The organism is Streptomyces sp. NPDC002054 (genome assembly GCF_040296685.1).
Taxonomy (GTDB): domain Bacteria; phylum Actinomycetota; class Actinomycetes; order Streptomycetales; family Streptomycetaceae; genus Streptomyces.
Genome location: NZ_JBEOXT010000008.1, coordinates 179,547 through 202,319, shown reverse-complemented (window position 1 = coordinate 202,319; position 22,773 = coordinate 179,547). Strand labels below are relative to the sequence as shown.

Genomic DNA, 22,773 nt, shown 5'->3' with positions numbered 1-22,773 from the left:
CGGTGCGCGCCCGGCCCCCGCCCGGTGGCCCACCCCGGGCTCCGCCCGGAAACCCAATGCGGGGCTTCGCCCCCCGACCTCGGTGGGCACCTGGCGGCCCTTACCGGGGCTCCGCCCCGGGCCTGTGCCCGGGCTCCGCCCGGAACCGATGCGGGGCTCCGCCCCGGACCCCGGTGGGTGCTCGGGCTTCCGCCCAGCGCCCTTTCCGGGGGCTCCGCCCGGGGCCTGTCCCGAGCTTCGCCCGGAAACCCGATGGGGGCTCGGCCCCCGACCCCGGTGGGCGCCCGGCAGCCTTACCGGGGCGCGCCCGCCCCGGGCCAGCGCCGGGGCTCCGCCCGGCGGCCCACCCCGGGCTCCGCCCGGAACCGATACGGGGCTCCGCCCCGGACCCCGCGGGCTGCCCGGGCTCCGGCCCGCAGCCCTCGCAGGAGGCGGGCCCCGCCCCGGGCCAGCGCCCGGCCCCCGCCTGGCGGCCCGTGCCGGGCTCCGCCCGGGACCGATGCGGGGCTCCGCCCCGGGCCCCGCGGGTTGCACGGGCTGCGCCCGGCAAGCCTTCTGGGGCTTCGCCCCGGAACCGAGAGCGGGGCTTCGCCCCGGCCCCCCCCCCCAGGGGTCAGCGGCGGGTACGCATGGCGCGGGTGAGGTCGTCCAGGTGGTCGGTGAGTTTGCGGCGGAGGAGGGGGAGGACGTCGTCCTGCTTCAGGCAGGTGCGGGCCAGCTGGAGGTTGTCCTCGTCGATGGCGTATGCCGGGAACGCGTGGCGGCCCGCCGCTTCGGCGATGGCGGGGCCGCGGCGGGCGGCGAGGGCGACCGCGTCGGGGTAGAAGCGGGGGACGTAGGAGCGGACGAGGTCGGACTGTTCGGGCTGCCAGAAGCCCTGGGCGGTGGCGGCGAACAGGTAGTTGGACAGGGTGTCGTCGTGGAACATGCGGTTCCAGGCGGCGGCCTTGGCCGCCTCGTCGGGCAGGGCGGCCCGGCAGCGGGCCGCGCCTTCCTGGCCGGTGGCGCTGGGGTCGGCGGCGAGGGCTTCGGCGATGTCGGGTTCGCCGATCGCGCCGAGGACGGCGAGCCGGGCGAGGATGCGCCAGCGCAGCTCGGGGTCGAGTTCGGGGCCGCCGGTGACGGTGCCGTCGGCCAGCCAGGCGGCGATGGTGTCGGGCTGGGTGGCGCTGTCGATGAAGGTGCGGACCGCGGCGAGGCGGAGCCCCGGTTCGGTGCCGGAGGTGGTGGCCGTGCTGGTCCAGTCCTCCGAGGTCAGGCCTTCCGTACGGCGGATCAGGGCGCGGGCGATGGAAGTGATGAGGGTCAGCGCCGCCGGGCGGTCGGTGGCGGGGAGGTAGCGGTCGGCGATCTGGGTGCGGGCGAAGCCGAGGACGCCCTGGACGATGGCGAGGTCGGTCTCCGCCGGGAGGTGCGCGTGGGCGGTCTCCAGGTAGGCGGCGGGGTCGAGTTCGCCGTCGCGGACCATGTCACGGAGGGCGTTCCACACGACGGCGCGGGTGAGCGGGTCGGGGATGGCCGAGAGCGAGCGCAGGGCCGTTTCTGCGGAGGTCTCGTCGAAGCGGATCTTGGCGTAGCCGAGGTCGCCGTCGTTGAGGAGGAGGAGTGCGGGGCGGGGTCCGGCGGCGGAGATGATCTCGTCGGAGGGGACGTCGAGGTCGAGGTGCTCGCGGAGTTCCAGCCTGGCGTCGGGGGTGCGGTCGTACAGGCCGGCGGTGATGCGGTGCGGCCGGCTGCCGTTGCGGTCGACGGTGAGGGTCCAGCCTCCGGTGCTCTCCTGGACCCGGGGGGTGAGGGTGTCGATGCCGGTGGTGCGGAGCCAGGTCTCGGCCCAGGCGTGGACGTCGCGGTCGGTGTGGGCGGCCAGCGAGTCGACGAAGTCGGCGAGGGAGGCGTTGGCGAATTTGTGGCGGGCGAAGTGGGTGTTGATGCCGGCCAGGAAGTCCTTCTCGCCGAGCCAGGCGACGAGCTGGCGGAGCGCGGAGGCGCCCTTGGCGTAGGAGATGCCGTCGAAGTTGAGGAGGGCGGCGGCGGTGTCGGGGACTCCGTCGGGGTCGGGGGCGACGGGGTGGGTGGAGGGCCGCTGGTCGGCGTCGTATCCCCAGGCCTTGCGGGTGATGCCGAATTCGGTCCAGGCGCCGGTGAAGCGGGTGGCTTCGGCGGCGGTCTGGTAGCCCATGTATTCGGCGAAGGACTCGTTCAGCCAGATGTCGTCCCACCAGCGGAGGGTGACGAGGTCGCCGAACCACATGTGGGCCATTTCGTGGGAGATGACCATGGCGCGGGTCTGGCGCTCGGTGTCGGTGACGGCCGAGCGGAAGATGAACTCGTCGCGGAAGGTGACGAGGCCGGGGTTTTCCATGGCGCCGGCGTTGAATTCGGGGACGAAGGCCTGGTCGTAGGAGTCGAAGGGGTAGGGCTCGGTGAATTTCTGCTGGTAGCGGTCGAAGCAGGCCTTGGTGACGGTGAGGATTTCCTCGGCGTCGGTGTCCAGGTGGGGGGCCAGGGACTGGCGGCAGTGGATGCCGAAGGGCAGTCCGGCGTGTTCGGTGGTCACCGAGTGCCAGGGGCCGGCGGCGACGGCGGCCAGGTAGGTGGAGATGACGGGGGTGGCGGCGGACTGCCAGATGCCGGCGCCGTCGGTGTCGCGGGTGCCGGTGTGTTCGGTGATGCCGTTGGCGAGGACGGTCCAGCCGGCCGGGGCGGTGACGGTGAACTCGAAGACGGCCTTGAGGTCGGGCTGGTCGAAGGCGGCGAACACGCGCTGGACGTCGTCCATGAACATCTGGGTGTAGACGTACGTCCGGTCGTCCGCCGGGTCGGTGAAGCGGTGCATGCCCTCGCCGGTGTGCGAGTAGCGCATGCGGGTGTCGACGCGCAGCTCGTGCGGGCCCTCGGTGAGGCCGGTGAGGGGCAGCCGGTTGTCGGTGAGGGTCGCCGGGTCGACGGGGTTGCCGTCGAGGGTGGCGGAGCGCAGCTCTTCGGGTTTCAGTTCGACGAAGGTGTCGCCCGCTGCGCGTGTGGTGAAGCGGATGACGGTGGTGGAGTCGAAGGTCGTGTCTCCGCCGGTCAGGTCGAGGGTGACCGTGTAGCGGTGGACGTCGAGGAGCTGAGCACGGTGGTGCGCTTCGTTGCGCGTCAGTACGGGCATGGGGCCCATGCTGCCCGACGGAGCGGCCGGGCCACAGGGGCCTCCGGACGCCTTATTCTTCGCCCGCAGCGATCGTCTCGTGGTGGCGGATGACCTCGGCGATGATGAAGTTCAGGAGCTTCTCGGCGAAGGCCGGGTCGAGTTTGGCGTTCTCGGCGAGCTGGCGCAGCCGGGCGATCTGGCGGGCCTCGCGGCCGGGGTCGGCGGGGGGCAGCTGGTGCCGGGCCTTGAGGTGGCCGACCTGCTGGGTGCACTTGAAGCGTTCGGCGAGCATGTAGACCACGGCCGCGTCGATGTTGTCGATGCTGTCCCGGAGGCGGGCCAGTTCGGCGACCACCTCGGGGGCGGTCAGGTCCTCGGCGGTGAGGGCCTCGGCAATCACGTCGTCGCTGCTGTTCATGGTTCCCGAGCTTACGTGGCCGGGCCGGGGGGTTTCGTGTCCGGCCGGTCTGTGAGACGGCTTCCTCGAGCGGTGGGCGAGGCGGGCTCTTGGCCGGTCAGGGCCGTCCGGGGCGGCTGTCCCCGTGGTCGTCCGTACGGGCGTCCCGGCGGTCAGGTGAGTGGGAGGACGGCCGTGACCGTCCAGCCGCCTTCGGGGGTCGGGCCGGCCGTGAGGGAGCCGCCCATGGCCTCGGCGCGTTCGGTCATGCCTGCCAGGCCGTAGCCGCCGCCGCGGGCCTGGTCGGAGAGGCGGGCCGGGCGACCGCCGTCGTCGGCGATGCGTACCTCCAGGCCGGCCGGGACGGTGCGCAGGCCGATCCGGACGGCGGTGGCGGTGGCGGCGTGCTTGGCGATGTTGGTGAGGGCTTCGAGGACGATGCGGTGGGCGGTGGCGGCGACCTCGGCGGGCAGTCGGGCGTCCAGGCCGTTCTCGATGGAGAGGACCACGGGCGGGCCGGTGGCGGAGAACCGTTCGGCGAGCTCGCGGAGCTCCTGGAGGCCGGCGACGGGGGCGGTGCCGGCCGGGCCCTCCTCTTCGCGGAGGACCTTGACCAGGCGGCGCATGGAGCCGAGTGCCTCGTCTCCGGCCCGTTCGATGCGGGCGAAGATCGCGTCGGCGCGGGCGGGGTCCGGGTCGGCGGCCACCTGGGTGAAGCGGGCGGCGCGGGCCTCGACGACGATGCCGGTGACGTGGTGGGCGACCAGGTCGTGGAGCTCGCGGGCCAGCTCCAGGCGTTCGGCGGTGCGTACGGCGTGGAGATCGCGGACGCGCTGGGCGGCCTGGAGCCGCAGGAGGAGGGAGTAGCCGCCGACGACCACGGTGAGGACGGAGAAGAGGAGGGAGAAGCGGCCGGGGTCGACGTCGCGGACGGGTACGGCCATGCAGCCGAGGCCGAGGAGCGGGCCGAGGACGGCGGCGGTGCGGGTGGGGGCGCGCAGCAGGACTCCGCTGAGGAGGACGAGGAGGGCGACGGCCTCGCCGATGCCCCAGACCACGATGGGGCGGTTGGTGAGGATGAGGGTGAGGGTGGTGGTCCAGGTGACGGCGGCGGCGAAGGCGGCCCGGCGGATCAGGGACAGCCCCGGCCAGGGAACGGCGCTGAGGCAGACGAGGAGGCCGGAGGTCCAGACGACGGCGTGGGGGAAGGTCGGCTGGCGGGCGAGGAGGATGCCTTCGAGGGTGACCAGGCCGAGGAGGACCGCGGTGAGGGCGACGCGGGCGCACGTGGCGGCGCGGGGGTGGCGTCGGGCCCAGCCGGCGAGGGGGCTCATGGGATCGCGGGGCTCAGCGGGCTGATCGGGTTCATCGGGCTCATGGGGCTCATGGGCTCAGAGGGTGGTCGCGGCCAGGCCGCTCTCCCAGGCCCAGGCGGCGATCTCGACGCGGTTGCGGGCGCCGAGTTTGACCTGCACGTTGGCCAGGTGGGTCTTGACGGTGGAGAGCGAGACGTACAGCTCCCCGGCGATCTCGGCGTTGGTGAGGCCGCGGGCGAGGCAGCGTACGACCTCGCGCTCGCGTTCCGTGAGGGGTTCGGCGGGGTGTCGGGCGGCGGCGGCCGGAGTGCGGGGGGCCATCTCGCGGAGCAGGCGGACGGTGATGGCCGGTGACACCAGGGAGTCGCCGACGGCGGCGGCCCGGACCGCTTCAACCAGCATGGCCGGGCTGGCGTCCTTCAGGAGGAAGCCGGAGGCTCCGCCGTGGAGCGCCGCGTGGACGTACTCGTCGAGGTCGAAGGTGGTGACGATGACGATGCGGGGTGTGCTGCTGCGGCCGGCGAGGCGGCGGGTGACTTCGAGGCCGTCCAGTTTCGGCATGCGGATGTCGAGGAGGAGGACGTCCGGCCGGTGTTCCTCGACGGCGGCGAGAGCGGCCTCGCCGTCCACGACGTCGGCGAGGACGGTGATGTCGGGCTGGCTCTCCAGGATCATCCGGAAGCCGGTTCTGACCATGGCCTGGTCGTCCGCGATGACCACGCTGATCGTCATGCGCTGCCTGCCCCACTGTCGCCCGGTGCCTCTGGATCCTTCGGATCCTTCCCATGGGACCGGGCCTGGGTGTGGCCCGCAACCGCGGAGCGGGATGCCTCGTCTTTCCGGCCGGTCCGGGACCGGTCGGAAAGACGAGGCGGGTGTGCCGTTACAGCGTGGCCGCGGCGTTCTTGATGGCGGTGGCGAAGGTGGACACCTCGGTGTAGACGCCGGGGTAGTCGGGGCGGGCGCAGCCGATGCCCCAGCTGACGATGCCGACCTGGATCCAGGCGCCGGCGTTGTCGCGGCGGAACATGGGGCCGCCGGAGTCGCCCTGGCAGGTGTCGACGCCGCCCTGGTCGAGCAGGCCGGCGCAGATCTCCTCGCCGGGGATGATGTCGCCGCTGTAGGCGGCCTGGCAGTCGGCGTCGGAGACGAAGGGCACGGTGGCCTTCAACAGGTAGCGCTGCTGGCCGCCGCCCTCGCGGGCAGCTCCCCAGCCGGCGACGGTGAAGGTGCCGTTGTTGTACTGGGTGGTCTCGGCGATCTTGAGGGTGGGCAGGTTGATCGGCTGGGCGAGTTTGATGAGGGCCCAGTCCTTGCCGGAGCCGTTGTAGCCGGGGGCGCGGAGCACCTTGGTGGACTTGACCTTGATGGCGCTCCCGCTGTTGAGGTCCACGACGCCGGCGGTGGCGGTGATGGAGGTGTTGTTGCCGCTGGCGCCGACGCAGTGGGCTGCGGTGAGGACGATCTGCTGGGTGTAGAGGGCGCCGCCACAGCCCATGGAGAGGCGGACCATGAAGGGGAACTCGCCCTGGGCGGCGCGGGTGCCGCCGACGACCGGGGCGGTACCGGCGCTGGCGGTGCCGGGCTGGAGGCTGACGGCGGCCAGGGCTATGGCGCCGGCGGCGAGGGAACGCTTGAGGAAGCGGGTGTAGGACACGGTGAACACGCTGCCTTTCGTGGGGGGTTGGGCCGTGCGGTTCGTGCGTGTGCACGTCATCGGGTGAATGACGTTTCTGACGGGTCCATGTCACAACAACCGGCGGTGCGCCAACAAGACGGTGTTTTTGGCCAATCTCCGGCAAGGTTTCCGGTCCGGGGGGCGGCATGACGCAGAACCGCGGGCGGAACAGCCCTGTCGAGCACGGGTTTCCGCATCTGGCGACCGTCCGGGCGGCCCTCACCGCCCTGCACCGGCGGCTGTCCCGGGACGGCATCCAGGCCTACGCCACCGGATTCGCCCCGGCCGACGCCGCCTTCACCGACTCCGACGACCTGTACCTGGGCGCCCAGCGGGTGGCCGCCGCGGTCGTCCGCCACCTGCAGCTGCCCGATGCCCGGATGGTCATCGCCTACCGGTCCATGGCGGAGGCCGCCACCGTCGAACTCACCGCCGGCCCCGAGTACTTCATCGAGGTCAACGACCGGTTCCGGACCCACCGGCGGGATCTCGCCGCGGCCCTCGCCCACGAGGTCACCCACGTGCTGCTGCACCGGCTGGGCCTGCACTTCCCCGGCACCGGCACCGGCACCGGCGCCGACGCCGACGCCGATGGCACCCCGGCCGACGAGATCCTCACCGACACCGCCGCCGCCTACCTGGGGGCCGGCTGGCTGCTGCTCGACGCCTACCGGGAGGACGCCCTCGGCCACCAGAAGCTCGGCTACCTCACCCCGGAGGAGTTCGGGTACGTCCTCGCCAAGCGGGCCGCGTTCTTCGGGCCCGCCGCCGACCCGTCCGTGCTGTTCACCAGCCCGCAGGCGTACGAGGCGTACGTCCGCGGAGCCGCCCTCGCGCGGCGGGACCGGCAGCGGCCCCCGCTGGCCGCGGCCGGCCCGGTGGCGCGCCGGCGGTACGCGCGGGCCCGGCGGGCCGGGGCGGCGGCAGCCCCGGATGGGGCGCCGTACCGCTTCGAGGGCGCCGGGGCTGAGCTGCGGGTCAGCTTCCCCTGCCCGGTGTGCGAGCAGCGGGTCCGGGTCCCGGTCCGCGGGCGGCTCCGGGCCCGCTGCGCGCTCTGCGGCACCGTCCTGGACTGCGACACCTGAACGGCCGGAAACCCCCGCCTGCTTCGGTTCAGCGAAGGGGCGCAGTGGGTAGAAGACCCGCATCGCACAGATCAGGCATCGGACCCGACCCCTCGCCAGGGGGCCGGGCCCGAGTCGTTTCCTGCGGGTTGGCTACGTGCGGGCGAGGGCGCGGCGGGGCAGCGTGAGGCAGAGGACGGCGCAGAGGACGAAGCCCGCCGTCACCCAGGGCATCGCCGCGGCCATCGCACGGCTCGGCCCGCCCTCCCCCAGCGCCCCGAAGAACACCGTGCCGATCACCGCCGCCCCCAGCGCCCCGCCGAACTGCTGGGCGGTGGAGAAGATCCCGGACGCGCCGCCCGCGATCTCCGCGGGCACGGCCGAGAGCACCACGTTGACCAGCGGGACCACCAGGAAGCCGAGCCCGGCACCGGCGATCAGCAGGCCGGGGACCAGCGGCCAGGCGCCGGTGTGGGTGGCGTCGCCGGACCGGGTGACGGCGTACCAGACCCCGGCGAAGCCACCCGCCATCAGCAGGGCGCCGGCGGCGAGGACCAGGCGTCCATGGCGGGCGGCGAGGGTATCGGCGACGGGTGCGGTGAGGAAGCCGCCGACCGAGAAGGCGACGGTGACCAGCCCGGCCTGCATCGGGGTGTAGCCCTCGCCGCCCTGCAGCCAGAGCGCGAAGATCAGGAAGAAGCCCTGCATGCCGACGGCGAAGAGCAGTTGGACGGCGAGGCCCAGCGAGAAGGCCGGCAGGCGGAAGGCCCGGGCGGGCAGCAGCGGGGCGATGGCGCCGCCGCGCCGGCGGGCCTCCAGGACGCCGAGCCCGGTGACGGCCAGCACGCCGGCGGCCAGGCACAGCCAGCCCCACAGCGGCCAGCCGTTGGACTGCCCCTGGACGAGCGGGAGCACGATGGCCACGAGTCCGGCGGCAAGGACCAGGCTGCCGAGGAGGTCGGGGCGGCCGGCGCCGCGCTCACGGGTGGCGGGGACCAGGACCGCGCCGGCGACCAGCGTCAGGAGGGCCACCGGCACATTGACGAGGAACACCGACCGCCAGCCCCAGCCGAACAGGTCCGCGTCGGTGAGCAGGCCGCCGAGCAGCAGGCCGATGGCGGAGGCGAAGCCGGCGACGGCCCCGTACAGGCCGAAGACGGCCCCGCGTTCCCTGCCGTGGAAGAGGGTCCGGAAGGAGCCGAGGACCTGCGGCATCAGCAGGGCGGCGGTGATCCCCTGGAGGGCCCGGGCGGCGATCAGCTGCCCGGGGCTCTGGGCTATGCCGCAGGCGAGGCCGGCCAGTCCGAAGCCGGCGGTGCCGGCCAGGAAGAGCGCCTTGCGGCCGTACCGGTCGCCGAGGTGGCCGGAGACGATCAGGGTGGCGGCGAAGCCGAGCAGGTAGGCGGAGACGATCCACTGCAGGGCGCTTTCGGAGGCGTGCAGCTCGCGGCCCATGGAGGGCAGGGCGACGTTGACGATGGTGACGTCGAGCAGGTCCATGAGCGCGGCGACCATCATGACGACGGCGGCGGCCCAGCGGCGCGGGTGTGCGGACACAGGATGCGATGAGGGCATGGCGGGCTCCCAAAGTCTTTCGTTCGGACGAACGAAAGACTGACACCCACCCTTCCCTGATCGCAAGTCTTTCGTTCGGGCGAACTAAATACTTGGTACGATGGCCCCATGAGCGAAGAAGCGCAGGCGCACCGGGCCGCGGTACTGGAGGAGCTCAACCGGGCCGGCCGGGAGACCAGCGCGGTGACGGTCATGTTCCACACTGCGGTGGCCGAGCGGCGCGGCCTCGGCGCGACCGAGACCAAGACCCTCGACCTGCTCCAGCGCAACGGCCCGCTCACCGCCAAGGAGCTCGCCCAGCACTCGGGCCTGGCCCCGGCCTCGGTGACGGGCCTGGTGGACCGGCTGGAGCAGAAGGGCTACGTGCGCCGGGTCAAGCACCCGACGGACAAGCGCCGGGTGCTGGTCGAGGTCCGGCCGGAGAAGATGCACGAGCTGGCCCCGGTGTACGCGGACTGGGCCCGCGAAGTCGCGGAGCTGTGCGAGGAGTTCACCACGGAGGAGCTGGAGACGGTGATCCGCTTCTTCCGCGGCTCCAACGAACGCCAGCTCCGCGCGGCAGCCCGCCTCTCGGAGTCCTGACCCCGCCCCCCGGACAGGGCCTAGCGCGCCCCGTACACCGGCAGCGGGGGCTCTGCGTCCGCCAGCAGTTTCAGCGTGACCTCGCCCGCCTCCGCCGGGGTCCAGCGGGAGCCGCGGTCCGCCGTCGGGCCCGGGTGCCAGCCCTGCATCACCGTGATCCGGCCGCCCTCCGTCTCGAAGACCCGCCCCGTGACCCCGGCCGAGGCCGCGGAGCCCAGCCAGACGACCAGGGGCGAGACGTTCTCCGGGGCCATCGCGTCGAAGGCGCCGTCCGCCGGCGCCGCCATCGTCTCCGCGAAGGTCCGCTCGGTCATCCGGGTGCGGGCGGCCGGGGCGATCGCGTTGACCTGGACCCCGTACCGGCCCATCTCGGCAGCCGCCACCAGGGTCAGCCCCACGATGCCGGCCTTCGCCGCGCTGTAGTTGCCCTGCCCCACCGAGCCCAGCAGGCCCGCCCCCGAGGAGGTGTTGACCACCCGGGCCGCCGCCTCGCGCCCCGCCTTCGCCTCGGACCGCCACCAGGCCGCCGCCTCCCGAAGCGGCAGGAAGTGCCCCTTGAGGTGGACCCGCATCACCGCGTCCCAGTCGTCCTCGTCCAGGTTGACGAGCATCCGGTCGCGCAGGAACCCCGCGTTGTTGACCAGGGTGTCCAGCCGGCCGTACGTGTCGACCGCGCAGGCGATCAGCGAGGCCGCGCCCGCGCCGGTGGCGATGTCCCCGCCGTGCGCCACGGCCGAGCCGCCCGCCGCGAGGATCTCCGCCACCACCTCCTGGGCCGGGCCGCCGGAGGAGCCGCCCCCGTCCGGGCCCACCCCCAGGTCGTTGACCACGACCTGGGCGCCCTCGGCCGCGAACGCCTTCGCATGGGCCCGGCCCAGCCCCCGGCCCGCACCCGTCACGATCACGACCCGGCCTTCGCACATTCCCGCTGGAGTCTCGGTCATCTCAGCTCTCCTTGTTGACAGTTGCCGCATCCAGAAACGCGGGGCGCTCCCCGCCCCCGTGCACCAGCAGGCTCGCCCCGCTCACGTACCCCGCCCGGTCCGAGGCCAGGAACACCGCCGCCGCGCCCACATCGGCCGGCTCGGCCAGCCGGCCCAGCGGGACCGTCGCCCCGACCGCGGCGATCCCGGCCTCGTCCCCGTAGTGGAGGTGGGCGAGTTCGGTCCGCACCATGCCGAGGACCAGCGTGTTCACCCGTACCTCGGGGGCCCATTCGACGGCCATCGAGCGGGCCAGGTTCTCCAGACCCGCCTTGGCCGCCCCGTACGCCGCCGTGCCCGGCGAGGGGCGGGTGCCGCTGACGCTGCCGACCATCAGCACCGAGCCGCGGGCCGCCCGTAGGTGCCCGAACGCCGCCAGCGAGGCGGTCAGCGGCGCGAGCAGATTGAGTTCCACCACCCGCGCATGGCGTTCCGCCTCGCCCTCGCCCAGCAGCCGGTACGGGGTCCCGCCCGCGTTGTTGACCAGGCAGTCGAGCCGTCCGTACGCCGCGCCGACCGCGTCGAAGAACTCCTGCACGGCGGCCGGGTTCCGCAGGTCGACCTCCCGGTAGGCGGCCTTCCGGCCCGCCGCGGACACCGGTTCCGCCGGCGGTCTGCGGGCGCAGACGACGACTTCCGCGCCGGCTGCGAGGAACGACCGGGCGATGCCGGCGCCGACCCCCCGGGTGCCGCCGGTGACGACAACGACCCTCCCGTCGAGCTCCATGGGCTGCTACCTTCCTCACCTAACAAATGTTTGGTGGAAAGGTAGCTGATCCTCTCATGGGTGTCTCCACCTCAAGCCCCGACAAGGGCATCGCACTGGTCACGGTCGACTTCCCACCCGTCAACGCCCTTCCCGTCCAGGGCTGGTACGAGCTCGCCGACGCCCTGCGCGCCGCCGGCCGCGACCCCGGGACCCGGTGTGTGGTCCTGGCCGCCGAGGGCCGCGGCTTCAATGCCGGCGTCGACATCAAGGAGATGCAGCGCGACACCGGCCACGGCGCCCTGATCGGCGCCAACCGGGGCTGCTACGAGGCCTTCGCCGCCGTGTACGAATGCGAGGTGCCCGTGGTGGCGGCCGTCAACGGCTTCTGCCTGGGCGGCGGGATCGGCCTGGCCGGCAACGCCGACGCGATCGTGGCCGACGAGGACGCCACCTTCGGACTGCCGGAACTGGACCGCGGCGCCCTCGGTGCCGCCACCCATCTGGCCCGGCTGGTCCCCCAGCACCTGATGCGCGCCCTCTACTACACCTCCCGCACCGCGACCGCCGCCGAACTGCACGCCCACGGCTCGGTCTGGAAGGTCGTCCCGCGCGGGGAACTGCGCGCCGCGGCCCTCGAACTGGCCGCCGAGATCGCGCGCAAGGACGGCTACCTGATCCGCCTGGCCAAGGCCGCCATCAACGGCATCGACCCCGTCGACGTGCGCCGCAGCTACCGCTTCGAGCAGGGCTTCACCTTCGAGGCCAACCTCAGCGGGGTCGCCGACCGGGTCCGGGACACCTTCGGGAAGGAACCGCGTTCATGACCGACAAGAGCATGACGTGCGAGGACGTGGTCGGGCAGCTGCACAGCGGGATGACCCTCGGCATCGGCGGCTGGGGTTCGCGCCGCAAGCCGATGGCCCTGGTGCGGGCACTGCTCCGGTCCGAGATCACCGATCTCACCGTGATCTCGTACGGCGGCCCGGACATCGGCCTGCTGGCCGCCGCCGGCCGCATCCGCAAGCTGGTCGCCCCCTTCGCCACCCTCGACTCCATCCCCCTGGAACCCCATTTCCGGGCCGCCCGCGAGCAGGGCACCCTCCAACTCACCGAGCTCGACGAGGCCATGTTCATGTGGGGCCTGCACGCCGCCGCCAACCGGCTGCCCTTCCTGCCCGTCCGGGCCGGCCTCGGCTCCGACCTCATGCGGGTCAACCCGGAGCTGCGCACCGTCACCTCCCCCTACGCCGACGGCGAGGAGTTCGTCGCCGTCCCCGCCCTGCGCATGGACGCCGCCCTGGTCCACCTCAACCGCGCCGACCGCCTCGGCAACGCCCGGTATCTGGGCCCCGACCCCTACTTCGACGACCTGTTCTGCGAGGCCGCCGACGCCGCGTACGTCTCCTGCGAGCAGCTGGTCGAGACCGCCGAACTCGCCAAGGCCGGGCCCCCGCAGTCCCTCCTCGTCAGCCGCCACTGCGTGACCGGCGTGGTGGAGACCCCGAACGGCGCCCACTTCACCTCCTGCACTCCCGACTACGAACGTGACGAGGCCTTCCAGAAGCTGTACGCCACCACCCCCTGGCCCGAGTTCGCCGCCCGCTTCCTGTCCGGAGCGGGCGAGCGCGACTACCAATCCGCCGTCCGCGCCTGGCACGAGGAGCAGCAGTGATCACCCGCCCCGAATACTGTGTGATCGCCTGCGCCGAGGCCTGGCGCGACAACGGCGAGGTGCTGGCCAGCCCGATGGGCCTCATCCCGGCCTTCGGGGCCCGGCTCGCCAAGCGCACCTTCTCCCCCGATCTGCTGCTGACCGACGGCGAGGCCATGCTGGTCGGTCTGGACGGCACCGTCGAGGGCTGGCTGCCCTACCGCCGCCACCTGACGATGGTGACCGGCGGCCGGCGGCACGTGATGATGGGCGCCAGCCAGATCGACCGGTACGGCAACCAGAACATCTCCTGCATCGGCGACTGGCAGCGGCCGACCCGCCAGCTCCTGGGCGTGCGCGGGGCACCCGTCAACACCCTCAACAACCCGGTCAGTTACTGGGTGCCGAAGCATTCCACCCGGGTGTTCGTGGAACGCGTGGACATGGTCAGCGGGGTCGGGTACGACCGGGCCGCCGCGGCCGGGCCGTCCGCCGCCCGCTACCACCGGCTGCCCCGGGTGGTGTCCGACCTGGGCGTGTTCGACTTCGCCACCCCCGACCACCGGATGCGGCTGGCCTCCCTGCATCCCGGGGTCACCGTGGAGCAGGTCCGGGCGGCCACCGGGTTCGAGCTGGAGGTCGCGGCGGAGGTCCCGTACACCCGGGAGCCCACGGCCGCGGAGCTGCGGCTGATCCGCGAGGTGATCGACCCCAAGGGCCTGCGGGACCGCGAAGTCCGGGCCGCCTGATGGAGACGGCACTCACGAAGCTGGTCGGGGTCCGGTATCCGATCGTGCAGACCGGAATGGGCTGGGTCGCCGGTCCCCGGCTGGTGTCGGCGACGGCGAACGCCGGGGCGCTGGGCATCCTGGCCTCGGCCACCATGACCCTGGAGCAGCTGCGGTCGGCGGTGCGCGAGGTCAAGTCCCGTACGGAGCAGCCCTTCGGGGTCAATCTGCGGGCGGACGCCGGGGACGCGGCCGAGCGGGCGCGGCTGATCGTCGACGAGGGCGTGCGGGTGGCCTCCTTCGCGCTGGCGCCGTCCTGGGAGCTGATCGCCCGGCTCAAGGACGCAGGCGTGGTGGTGATCCCGTCCATCGGGGCCCGCCGGCATGCCGAGAAGGTGGCGGGCTGGGGCGCCGACGCGGTGATCGTGCAGGGCGGCGAGGGCGGCGGTCACACCGGGGACGTGGCCACCACCGTGCTCCTCCCCCAGGTCGTGGACGCCGTGGACATCCCGGTGGTCGCCGCGGGCGGCTTCCACGACGGCCGCGGCCTGGTCGCCGCCCTCGCCTACGGCGCGGCCGGGGTCGCCATGGGCACCCGGTTCCTGCTGACCTCCGACTCCACCGTCCCGGACCCGGTCAAGGCGCGGTATCTGGCGGCCGGGGTCAAGGACGTCACCGTCACCACGGCGGTGGACGGGCTGCCGCACCGGATGCTCCGTACCCCGCTGGTCGATTCCCTGGAGCGGGCGGGTCGCGCCGGGGCGCTGGTCCGGGCGGTCCGGCATGCGGCCGGGTTCCGGAAGGTCTCCGGCCTGTCCTGGGCGCAGCTGGTCCGGGACGGGCTGGCGATGAAACACGGCAAGGACCTGTCCTGGAGCCAGGTCCTGCTCGCCGCCAACACCCCCATGCTCCTGAAGGCGTCCATGGTCGAGGGCCGTACGGACCTCGGTGTCATGGCATCCGGCCAGGTCGCGGGCGTGATCGAGGATCTCCCGTCGTGCGCGGAGCTCGTGGACCGCGTCATGGCCGAGGCACACGCAGTACTGCACTCGCTCCGCACCCTGCCTCCACCAGGGTGATCCCCCTTCTCCGCAAGGAGTCGTCAAAGATGAGCCGTGCCCGAATCCGCCTGGCGACCGCGGTGATGCTCTCCGCGCTCGCCATCGGGACTCTTCCCGCCGCTGCGCACGCCGAGCAGGCGCCTCTCGGCCCGGCCGCCTCCGCGGCCCGGCAGCACCGCCCCCACCCCCAGGCCCACCCCCAGGCGGAAACGATTCGTCAGATCCCTCTCCAGGGCGCGGTCAACGTCCGTGACCTGGGCGGCTACCGCACCTACACGGGCGGGCAGGTCCGCCAGGGGCTGGTCTACCGCTCCGATGCACTGAGCAAGCTGACCGCTGCGGACCTCACCACGGTCTCCGGTCTGGGCCTCACCAAGGTCGTGGACTTCCGGATCCCCATGGAGCTCCAGTACGACGGCGCCGACCGGCTGCCGTCCGGGCTCACTCCCACCTCGCGCCCGGTCAGCGACCTCGGCCTGTACGGCACCCTGGTCGGCGCGATCGGCAGCGGCGACCCGGTGAAGCAGGAACAGATGCTCGGCGGCGGACGCGCCGAGGCCTACATGCGCGACATCTACCGCACCTTCGTGACCAGCCCCGAGAACCGGGCGCAGTTCGCGGCGACACTGCGGGAGACCGCGGACGGCCGGCAGGGTCCGATGCTCTACCACTGCACCTCCGGCAAGGACCGGACGGGCTGGCTGAGTTACGTGCTGCTGCGGGCGCTCGGTGTCCCGCAGAGCTCGGCCGAGCGCGACTACCTGGCGTCGAACACCTTCCGCGGGGCCTACGACGCGCAGGTCCGGGCCGGGCTGAAGCAGTCGGGGCGGATGCAGAACCCCGATCTGCTGATTCCGCTGCAGGAGGTGCGGCAGGACTATCTGGATGCGGCGACGGCGCAGCTGGAGGCGGAGTACGGGAGCTTCTACGGGTACCTGACAAAGGGGCTCGGACTGAGCCTGCGGGACCTGGTGAAGCTCCAGGACAAGCTGGTGCGCTGACCCGCCACCGCTGACCCGCCACCGCTGACCCGACCCGCGACCGGGGGCCGGCCGGCCGTCAGTCGGCCGGCTTCCCGGGGCTCAGGCGCTGCACCACCTCCGCCAGGTCCTCGCACACCTGCTCGATCTTCAGGCGGATGCCGTTCTGCTCAGTGACGAGCGCGGCCAGCAGCAGTCCGGTCAGGGCCGCCGCCCCGTTCAGGGCCTGCAGGTTGACCATGATCTCCAGGAGCGTGTGCTGGGCGAACGGCCCGGCGTGGTCGGTCGCCGCCGAGATGGCCAGTAGGGACACGAGCAGGGTGCACGGAGCGCTGCCGGCGAGCTGGAACCGTACGGCCGCCCAGATCAGCAGCGGGAAGACGAGGAACAGCAGGGAGAGGGAGGTCCGGGTGGCGAACAGGGTGACGGGGACGGCGATGGCCGCCAGGGCCACCGCCTCGGCCACCCGGTAGGGGTCCCGGGGCATCCGGGCCCGGCGCAGGACGAGCAGCAGCGGGGTCACCACCAGTACGCCCATCGCGTCTCCGGCCCACCAGGCCGCCCAGACCGGCCAGAACTCGGACAGCGGCAGGTCGCCGGTGAGCACCAGGGTGGCGGTCCCGATGGTCGCGCTGATCAGCATCGGCAGCAGACCGCCCAGGAACACCAGCGCCAGCCCGTCCCGCAGCCGGTCGATCCCGGTGTGGAACCCGACCCGGCGGAGCAGCAGGTACCCGACCACCGGAGCGAGGGTGTTGCCCACCAGGATGGGGGCGTCGTCGAAGCCGAAGCTGCTGATCCGCTCGATGGTGAGGTAGGTGCCCAGCGCGATCCCCGGCCAGACCCGGAGCCCCATCCAGAGCAGGCAGGCCAGGGCGACGCCGGTGGGCGGCCACAGGGGCGTGACCACGGCGCCCTCCACCACCACCTGCTGCCGCAGGCCCAGCCGCCCGGTCCCGTAGTAGGCCACGGCGACGACCAGGATCCCGAGGAGGGTCGGGAGCACACGGCGCCATTCCTGGGTGGGCATCCCAGCATCAGACAACAGCCCGCGCGCCCGGCGGAGCGCGACACGCGCTACCGGAGCGGCGGGCCCGGTGCGTCGTGGCGCAGGACGAGCACCGCGGCGTCGTCCGCGTGGCCGGTGGAATCGGCCACCTTCATCACCTCGGCGGCCAGCTCGTCCGGATCGGCGTCGGCAGCGTCCCGGACCAGGCGGGCCACCCGTTCCAGGCCGACCTCGATCGGGACCGAGGGCCCCTCGACCACCCCGTCGGTGACCAGCACGATAACTCCCGCCTCGGTCAGCCGGCGCCGGGTCACCGCGTATTCCGACCCGGGCAGCATGCCCAGGGGCAGACCGCCCTCGTCCTCGGAAATGCCGTACCGGCCGTCGACCGTGGCCCAGATGGTGGGCACATGGCCGGCCCGCGCGCTCTCGACCTCCCAGGTCTCCGGAAGGATGCGGAGCAGGCTGCAGGTGGCGAAGAGCCGGGAGTCCATCGAGAGCAGGACGTCATTGGCCGTGCGCAGCACCTCGCCCGGATCGGTGACGATGGCGGCCACCGCGCGCAGACCCATCCGGACCTGCCCCATGAAGGCCGCCGCCTCCACATCGTGTCCCTGTACGTCGCCGATGGAGAAGGCCAGCCCGCCTTCCGGGAGCGAGAATCCGTCGTACCAGTCGCCGCCGATGTCCAGCCCGTCGCGGGCGGGCGCGTACCGGGCCGCGGCCCGCAGCCCCGGCAGGACGGGCAGTGCCGACGGCAGCATCTCGCGCTGGAGGGCCTCGGCCAGTTCCACCCGGGCATGGTGCAGCTCCGCGCCCTCCCGCGCCTGGGCGGTGAGCCGTCCGAGCGTGCTGAGGAGCTCGGCGCTGGCACCGCCGGGGGCACGGCGCCGGGTCACGGACCGCTCCGCGCTACATCCATGTGCCTCTGCCTCCGCCGGCGGGCCTGGGCGTGCGCAAGACCCGCGCCCATCATATTTCCGGTCCGCCGCGTGCGCGCAGGTACGAGGACGTACGCGAACGGCCGCCGCCCCGGGTGAGGGGGCGGCGGCCGTGGTGCTGCGGGGGGGGGTGCGGGTCAGGCGCCCGGGCTGCGGCGGCCGGGGCGGCCGGAGCCGATGCGGCTGCGCGAGGAGGCGCCGGCCGCGCCACCGGAGGCGCCGCCGCCCTGGGTGCCGCCGGAGCGGCGGCCCTGGGCCGAGCCGCCCTGGCCGGAGCCGTTGCGGCGGCCCTGGGCCGGAGCCTGGTCACCGGCGGTACGACGGGCCTGGCCCGCGCCGGACCGGCCGCCCTGACCGGAGCCCTGCTCGGCGCCGGAGCGGCGCGCCTGGCCGGAGCCGGCGGCGGCCGGACCCGCGCCGCGGCGGCGCGACGGCCGGCCGGAGCCGGCCTTCGCCTGCTTCGGCGGGGTCGGCTGCGGGACGTCCAGGACGATCGGGACGCCGGAGGGCTCCCGGGCGCCGGTCAGGCGGGTGAGCTCCTCGTCCGAGGACTTGATCTCGGCCGTGCGCGGGCGGATCCCCGCGTCCGACATCAGCCGGGTCATCTCGCGCTTCTGCTCCGGCAGGACCAGGGTGACCACGCTGCCCGACTCGCCCGCCCGAGCGGTCCGGCCGCCCCGGTGCAGGTAGTCCTTGTGGTCGGTGGGCGGGTCCACGTTCACGACCAGGTCCAGGTCGTCGATGTGGATGCCGCGGGCCGCGACGTTGGTGGCGACCAGCGCGGTGACCTCGCCCGTCTTGAACCAGTCCAGGGTGCGGTTGCGCTGCGGCTGCGACCGGCCGCCGTGCAGGCCGGAGGCCCGTACACCGCTGGCCAGGAGCTTCTTGACCATGCGGTCCACCGCCCGCTTGGTGTCCAGGAAGAGGATCACCCGGCCGTCACGCGCGGCTATCTTCGTCGCCACGGCCTTCTTGTCGGTCTCGTCCAGCACGTACAGGACGTGGTGCTCCATGGTGGTCACCGCGCCGGCCGACGGGTCGACCGAGTGCGTGACCGGGTCGGTCAGGAACATCTTGACGAGCTTGTCGATGTTCTTGTCCAGGGTCGCGGAGAACAGCAGCCGCTGGCCGCCCTCCTCCACCTGCTTCAGCAGCTTGGTGACCTGCGGCAGGAAGCCCATGTCGGTCATCTGGTCGGCCTCGTCCAGGACGGTGACCGACACCCGCTCCAGGGTGACGTCGCCCCGGTCGATCAGGTCGGCGAGCCGTCCGGGCGTGGCGACCAGCACCTCGGCGCCGCGCTTGAGGGCGCTCGCCTGCCGGTTCAGCGACATGCCGCCGACCACCGTGGTGATCCGCAGCCGCAGGCCGTTGGCGTAGGGGGTCAGGGCGTCCGTGACCTGCTGCGCGAGTTCGCGGGTCGGTACGAGGACCAGGGCGAGGGGGGCCTTGGGCTCGGCCCGGCGGCCGGCCGTACGGGCCAGCAGGGCGAGGCCGAAGGCCAGGGTCTTGCCGGAGCCGGTGCGTCCGCGGCCGAGCAGGTCCCGGCCGGCGAGGGAGTTCGGGAGGGTGGCTGCCTGGATCGGGAACGGGGCGGTGACGCCCTGCTCGGCGAGGGTCTTCAGGAGCGCCTCGGGCATGTCGAGGTCCTCGAACGCGGCCACGGGCGGCAGCCCGGGCGTCAGCGTCTCGGGCATCGTGAACTCCTGCGGCCGGGCGGGCTGCGCGGAGGTGCCCTTCCCGCCCTTCGACCGGCCCGCGCCGGCCTTCGGACGTCCCTGGTCAGCGCCGCGGCCCCGAACGGGACGTCGGCCGGAACGCGCGGAGCTGGAGCTGGAGCTGGTCATGCGGGGGAGCCCTTCTGAAACCGGCAGGTGAAACAGTCAGTCAAGACAGCAGACAAGCCGGGGCCCGCATCGTGGCGATGCGGACCCCGGCCGTGCGACAGGTGTCAGGCAGGCAGGATGTTCTCGGCCTGCGGGCCCTTCTGGCCCTGCGTGACGTCGAAGGTCACCTTCTGGCCCTCCTGGAGCTCACGGAAGCCCTGGGTGGCGATGTTGGAGTAGTGGGCGAACACGTCCGGGCCGCCACCCTCCTGCTCGATGAAGCCGAAGCCCTTTTCCGAGTTGAACCACTTCACGGTGCCGTTGGCCATAGCAATCTCCTGATAGATACGTGGGGTCCCATCCGGAGATGCCGGAAAACAAAATGCGCCTGAGGATCATTCCGTCAGGCGCACATAACGTTCATGGGTACCACAACTGCAATGCACCTAAGCTAGCACACCTCGGTCGGGAACCCCGCGCACCGACCCCCTAGAGGCGTTCGATGATCGTGACGTTGGCCTGGCCGCCGCCCTCGCACATCGTCTGGAGGCCGTAGCGCCCGCCCGTGCGTTCCAGTTCGTGGAGCAGGGTCGCCATCAGCTTCACGCCCGTCGCGCCCAGCGGGTGGCCCAGGGCTATCGCGCCGCCGTTGACGTTGACCCTGGCCGGGTCGGCGCCGGTTTCCTTCAGCCAGGCCAGCACCACCGGGGCGAACGCCTCGTTGATCTCGACCAGGTCGATGTCCCCGATCGTCATGCCGGTCTTCTTCAGCGCGTACGCCGTCGCCGGTATCGGCGCCGACAGCATGCGGATCGGGTCCTCGCCGCGCACCGACAGGTGGTGGATGCGGGCCCGCGGGGTCAGCCCGTGTTCGCGGACCGCCCGCTCCGAGGCCAGCAGCATGGCCGCCGCGCCGTCCGAGACCTGGGAGGAGACCGCCGCCGTGATGGTGCCGCCCTCCATCACCGGTGCCAGGGCCGCCATCTTCTCCAGGGTGGTGTCCCGGCGCGGGCCCTCGTCCACCCGGACCTCGCCCCACGGCACCGTCTCGCGGTCGAAGCGGCCCTCGTCGATGGCCCGGACCGCCCGCCGGTGGGAGCGGAGGGCGAACTCCTCCATGTCCGTGCGCGAGATGCCCCACTTCTCGGCGATCAGCTGTGCCCCGTGGAACTGGTTGACCGGGGCGTCCCCGTACCGGGCCCGCCAGCCTTCCGAGCCCAGGTAGGGGCCTTCCGTGAGGCCCAGCGGCTCGGCCGCCTGCCGCGAGGCGAAGGCGATCGGGATCATCGTCATATTCTGGGTGCCGCCCGCGACCACCAGGTCCTGGGTGCCGGACAGGACGCCCTGCGCCGCGAAGTGGACCGCCTGCTGCGAGGAACCGCACTGCCGGTCGATGGTGACCCCCGGCACCTCCTCCGGCAGTCCCGCCGCCAGCCAGGCCGTCCGCGCGATGTCGCCCGCCTGCGGGCCCACCGTGTCGAGGCAGCCGAACACCACGTCCTCGACGGCGGCCGGGTCCACGCCCGAGCGTTCGACCAGCGCCTTCAGGACGTGCGCGCCGAGGTCCGCCGGGTGGACCCCGGCCAGGCCTCCCTTGCGCCGGCCGACGGGGGTGCGTACCGCTTCGACGATGTAGGCCTCGGGCATGGCGACTGCTCCTTCACGGGTCAGGTACGTACGGCGATGCCGTCCAGCACCATCGACAGGTACTGGCGGGCGATCTCCTCGGGGCTGTGCTGTCCGCCCGGCCGGTACCAGGAGGCCGCGACCCACACCGTGTCGCGCACGAAGCGGTAGGTGAGGCGGATGTCCAGGTCGGCCCGGAAGACCTTGGCGGCGACCCCGCGCTCCAGCGTCCCCAGCCAGGCCTTCTCGAACTTGACCTGAGAGTCGGAGAGGTAGTGGAAGCGGGGCTGCGAGGACAGGGTGCGGGATTCCTTCTGGTAGATGGCGACGGCGGCGCGGTGCCGGTCGATCTCCCGGAAGGATTCGGTGACGAGGGCCTCGATGGTCTCCCTGGGGCCGAGCCCGGCTTCGAGCACCGAGTCGTAGCCCTCCCACAGTTCGTTCAGGAAGGCGGAGAGGATCTCGTCGAGCATCGATTCCTTGGAATCGAAGTGGTAGTAGAGACTGCCGGCCAGCATGCCGGCCGCGTCGGCGATCTTGCGGACGGTGGTGGCGTTGTAGCCCTGCGCGGCGAACACCTCGGCGGCGGTGTCGAGGAGTTCCCGCCGCCGCTCGGGCGAGGCGGTCACCTGGGGCTTCTTCTTGTTCGTTGGCACCCGGCCATTGTGCTAGGCGTGCTGGCTGCTGACGGAGACGGTCTCGCCGGTCATGTACGAGGAGTAGCCGCTGGCGAGGAAGACGATCACGTTGGCGACCTCCCAGGGTTCGGCGTACCGGCCGAAGGCCTCACGGGCCGTGAGTTGTTCCAGCAGTTCCGCGCTGGTGACCTTCACCAGGTGCGGGTGCATGGCCAGGCTGGGCGCGACCGCGTTGATGCGGACGCCCAACTCGGCGGCCTCCAGGGCCGCGCAGCGGGTGAGGGCCATCACCCCGGCCTTGGCGGCGGCGTAGTGCGCCTGGCCGGTCTGGGCCCGCCAGCCGATGACGGAGGCGTTGTTGACGACGACCCCGCCGGTGCCGGTCCGCCGGAAGGAGCGCAGGGCGGCGCGGGTGCAGCGGAAGGTGCCGTTCAGGGTGACGTCGAGGACCCTGGACCACTGTTCGTCGGTCATGTCGACGAGGGCGGCGGTCCCGCCGAGTCCGGCGTTGTTGACCACGATGTCGAGGGCTCCGTGGGTCTGCTCGGCCAGCGCGAACAGGGCCTGGACCTGGTCCTCGTCGGTGACGTCGCAGGGCAGGGCGGTGATCCGGCCGGCGCCGAACTCGGCGGCGAGGGCCTGCTCGGTCTCCTTCAGCCGGCGGGCGTGCGCGTCACTGATGACGATCCGGGCGCCTTCTTCCAGGAAGCGGCGGGCGGTGGCGCCGCCGATGCCGGCGCCGGCTGCCGCGGTGATGACGGCCGACCGGTCGCGCAGCAGGCCGTGTCCGGGGATGTAGTCCGGCTCGTTCACGCCCGTGCCTCCTGGTGGGTGCGGAACTCCTCGACGCTGCTCATGGCCGTACGTTAACCTACC

Annotated in this window: 22 protein-coding genes; 7 read left to right on the top strand and 15 right to left on the bottom strand. The window is 72.8% G+C overall.

Going from position 1 to position 22,773, the window contains the following annotated elements; all coding sequences use genetic code 11:
* Positions 1-613 precede the first annotated feature (613 nt).
* The 5 genes from pepN to ABT123_RS10155 all read right to left on the bottom strand — a co-directional run bounded on the left by pepN (position 614) and on the right by ABT123_RS10155 (position 6,563).
* On the bottom strand, positions 614-3,151 hold the full coding sequence (gene pepN, locus ABT123_RS10175; RefSeq protein WP_351311690.1) for an aminopeptidase N: 2,538 nt from the start codon (positions 3,149-3,151) through the stop codon (positions 614-616).
* Positions 3,152-3,203: 52 nt separating this feature from the next.
* A complete protein-coding gene (locus tag ABT123_RS10170; protein ID WP_223837906.1) occupies positions 3,204-3,551 on the bottom strand; it encodes a chorismate mutase in 348 nt (115 codons plus the stop codon).
* A 152-nt stretch (positions 3,552-3,703) separates the two neighbouring features.
* On the bottom strand, positions 3,704-4,864 hold the full coding sequence (locus ABT123_RS10165; protein ID WP_351311688.1) for a sensor histidine kinase: 1,161 nt from the start codon (positions 4,862-4,864) through the stop codon (positions 3,704-3,706).
* Positions 4,865-4,921: 57 nt separating this feature from the next.
* Positions 4,922-5,578, bottom strand: a complete 657-nt coding sequence (locus tag ABT123_RS10160; RefSeq protein ID WP_351311686.1) for a response regulator — start codon at positions 5,576-5,578, stop codon at positions 4,922-4,924.
* A 151-nt stretch (positions 5,579-5,729) separates the two neighbouring features.
* Positions 5,730-6,563 carry a serine protease gene (locus tag ABT123_RS10155; RefSeq protein ID WP_502970920.1) on the bottom strand — a complete coding sequence of 278 codons (834 nt, stop codon included), beginning with the start codon at positions 6,561-6,563 and terminating at the stop codon, positions 5,730-5,732.
* Positions 6,564-6,670: 107 nt separating this feature from the next.
* On the opposite strand from ABT123_RS10155, the gene ABT123_RS10150 reads away from it, so the two are divergent.
* Positions 6,671-7,609, top strand: a complete 939-nt coding sequence (locus ABT123_RS10150; RefSeq protein ID WP_351311684.1) for a hypothetical protein — start codon at positions 6,671-6,673, stop codon at positions 7,607-7,609.
* 132 nt (positions 7,610-7,741) lie between these two features.
* Here the strand turns inward: ABT123_RS10150 and ABT123_RS10145 are convergent, their stop codons facing one another.
* Entirely contained in the window at positions 7,742-9,163 is a 1,422-nt protein-coding gene (locus tag ABT123_RS10145) for an MFS transporter (RefSeq protein ID WP_351311682.1), read from the bottom strand.
* Between the two features lie 108 nt (positions 9,164-9,271).
* On the opposite strand from ABT123_RS10145, the gene ABT123_RS10140 reads away from it, so the two are divergent.
* Positions 9,272-9,745: a MarR family winged helix-turn-helix transcriptional regulator gene (locus tag ABT123_RS10140; protein ID WP_351311680.1), complete on the top strand. Its 474-nt coding sequence runs from the start codon at positions 9,272-9,274 to the stop codon at positions 9,743-9,745.
* A 20-nt stretch (positions 9,746-9,765) separates the two neighbouring features.
* Here the strand turns inward: ABT123_RS10140 and ABT123_RS10135 are convergent, their stop codons facing one another.
* On the bottom strand, positions 9,766-10,689 hold the full coding sequence (locus ABT123_RS10135) for an SDR family oxidoreductase (protein WP_351311678.1): 924 nt from the start codon (positions 10,687-10,689) through the stop codon (positions 9,766-9,768).
* A 1-nt stretch (position 10,690) separates the two neighbouring features.
* Complete coding sequence (locus ABT123_RS10130) at positions 10,691-11,455, bottom strand: SDR family oxidoreductase (RefSeq protein ID WP_351311677.1); 765 nt, start codon at positions 11,453-11,455, stop codon at positions 10,691-10,693.
* 56 nt (positions 11,456-11,511) lie between these two features.
* Here ABT123_RS10130 and ABT123_RS10125 point away from each other — a divergent pair, with 56 nt between their 5' ends.
* The 5 genes from ABT123_RS10125 to ABT123_RS10105 are packed head-to-tail and all read left to right on the top strand — an operon-like array spanning position 11,512 to position 15,878.
* Positions 11,512-12,261: an enoyl-CoA hydratase family protein gene (locus ABT123_RS10125; RefSeq protein ID WP_351311675.1), complete on the top strand. Its 750-nt coding sequence runs from the start codon at positions 11,512-11,514 to the stop codon at positions 12,259-12,261.
* The gene (locus tag ABT123_RS10120) at positions 12,258-13,109 is read left to right on the top strand and encodes a CoA transferase subunit A (RefSeq protein WP_351311673.1); all 852 of its coding nucleotides are present in this window, start codon (positions 12,258-12,260) and stop codon (positions 13,107-13,109) included. The genes ABT123_RS10125 and ABT123_RS10120 overlap by 4 nt, the downstream gene beginning before the upstream one ends.
* Positions 13,106-13,837: a CoA-transferase subunit beta gene (locus tag ABT123_RS10115; protein ID WP_351311671.1), complete on the top strand. Its 732-nt coding sequence runs from the start codon at positions 13,106-13,108 to the stop codon at positions 13,835-13,837. Before ABT123_RS10120 ends, ABT123_RS10115 begins: the two co-directional genes overlap by 4 nt.
* Entirely contained in the window at positions 13,837-14,895 is a 1,059-nt protein-coding gene (locus tag ABT123_RS10110; protein WP_351311669.1) for an NAD(P)H-dependent flavin oxidoreductase, read from the top strand. Before ABT123_RS10115 ends, ABT123_RS10110 begins: the two co-directional genes overlap by 1 nt.
* 29 nt (positions 14,896-14,924) lie before the next feature.
* Positions 14,925-15,878: a tyrosine-protein phosphatase gene (locus ABT123_RS10105; protein ID WP_351311667.1), complete on the top strand. Its 954-nt coding sequence runs from the start codon at positions 14,925-14,927 to the stop codon at positions 15,876-15,878.
* Between the two features lie 58 nt (positions 15,879-15,936).
* On the opposite strand, the gene ABT123_RS10100 is transcribed toward ABT123_RS10105, so the two are convergent.
* From ABT123_RS10100 to ABT123_RS10070, 7 genes are all read right to left on the bottom strand, one after another.
* Positions 15,937-16,887 (bottom strand): MASE1 domain-containing protein, encoded by a 951-nt coding sequence (locus ABT123_RS10100; protein ID WP_351311665.1) that lies wholly within the window; start codon positions 16,885-16,887, stop codon positions 15,937-15,939.
* 47 nt (positions 16,888-16,934) lie between these two features.
* Positions 16,935-17,765 carry a PP2C family protein-serine/threonine phosphatase gene (locus tag ABT123_RS10095; protein ID WP_351311663.1) on the bottom strand — a complete coding sequence of 277 codons (831 nt, stop codon included), beginning with the start codon at positions 17,763-17,765 and terminating at the stop codon, positions 16,935-16,937.
* Positions 17,766-17,944: 179 nt separating this feature from the next.
* On the bottom strand, positions 17,945-19,654 hold the full coding sequence (locus ABT123_RS10090; RefSeq protein ID WP_351311661.1) for a DEAD/DEAH box helicase: 1,710 nt from the start codon (positions 19,652-19,654) through the stop codon (positions 17,945-17,947).
* Positions 19,655-19,758: 104 nt separating this feature from the next.
* Positions 19,759-19,962 carry a cold-shock protein gene (locus ABT123_RS10085; protein WP_150210372.1) on the bottom strand — a complete coding sequence of 68 codons (204 nt, stop codon included), beginning with the start codon at positions 19,960-19,962 and terminating at the stop codon, positions 19,759-19,761.
* Between the two features lie 160 nt (positions 19,963-20,122).
* Positions 20,123-21,280: an acetyl-CoA C-acetyltransferase gene (locus ABT123_RS10080; RefSeq protein WP_351311659.1), complete on the bottom strand. Its 1,158-nt coding sequence runs from the start codon at positions 21,278-21,280 to the stop codon at positions 20,123-20,125.
* 20 nt (positions 21,281-21,300) lie between these two features.
* On the bottom strand, positions 21,301-21,915 hold the full coding sequence (locus tag ABT123_RS10075; RefSeq protein ID WP_351311657.1) for a TetR/AcrR family transcriptional regulator: 615 nt from the start codon (positions 21,913-21,915) through the stop codon (positions 21,301-21,303).
* Positions 21,916-21,927: 12 nt separating this feature from the next.
* Positions 21,928-22,710 (bottom strand): SDR family oxidoreductase, encoded by a 783-nt coding sequence (locus tag ABT123_RS10070; protein ID WP_351311655.1) that lies wholly within the window; start codon positions 22,708-22,710, stop codon positions 21,928-21,930.
* Positions 22,711-22,773: the final 63 nt, after the last annotated feature.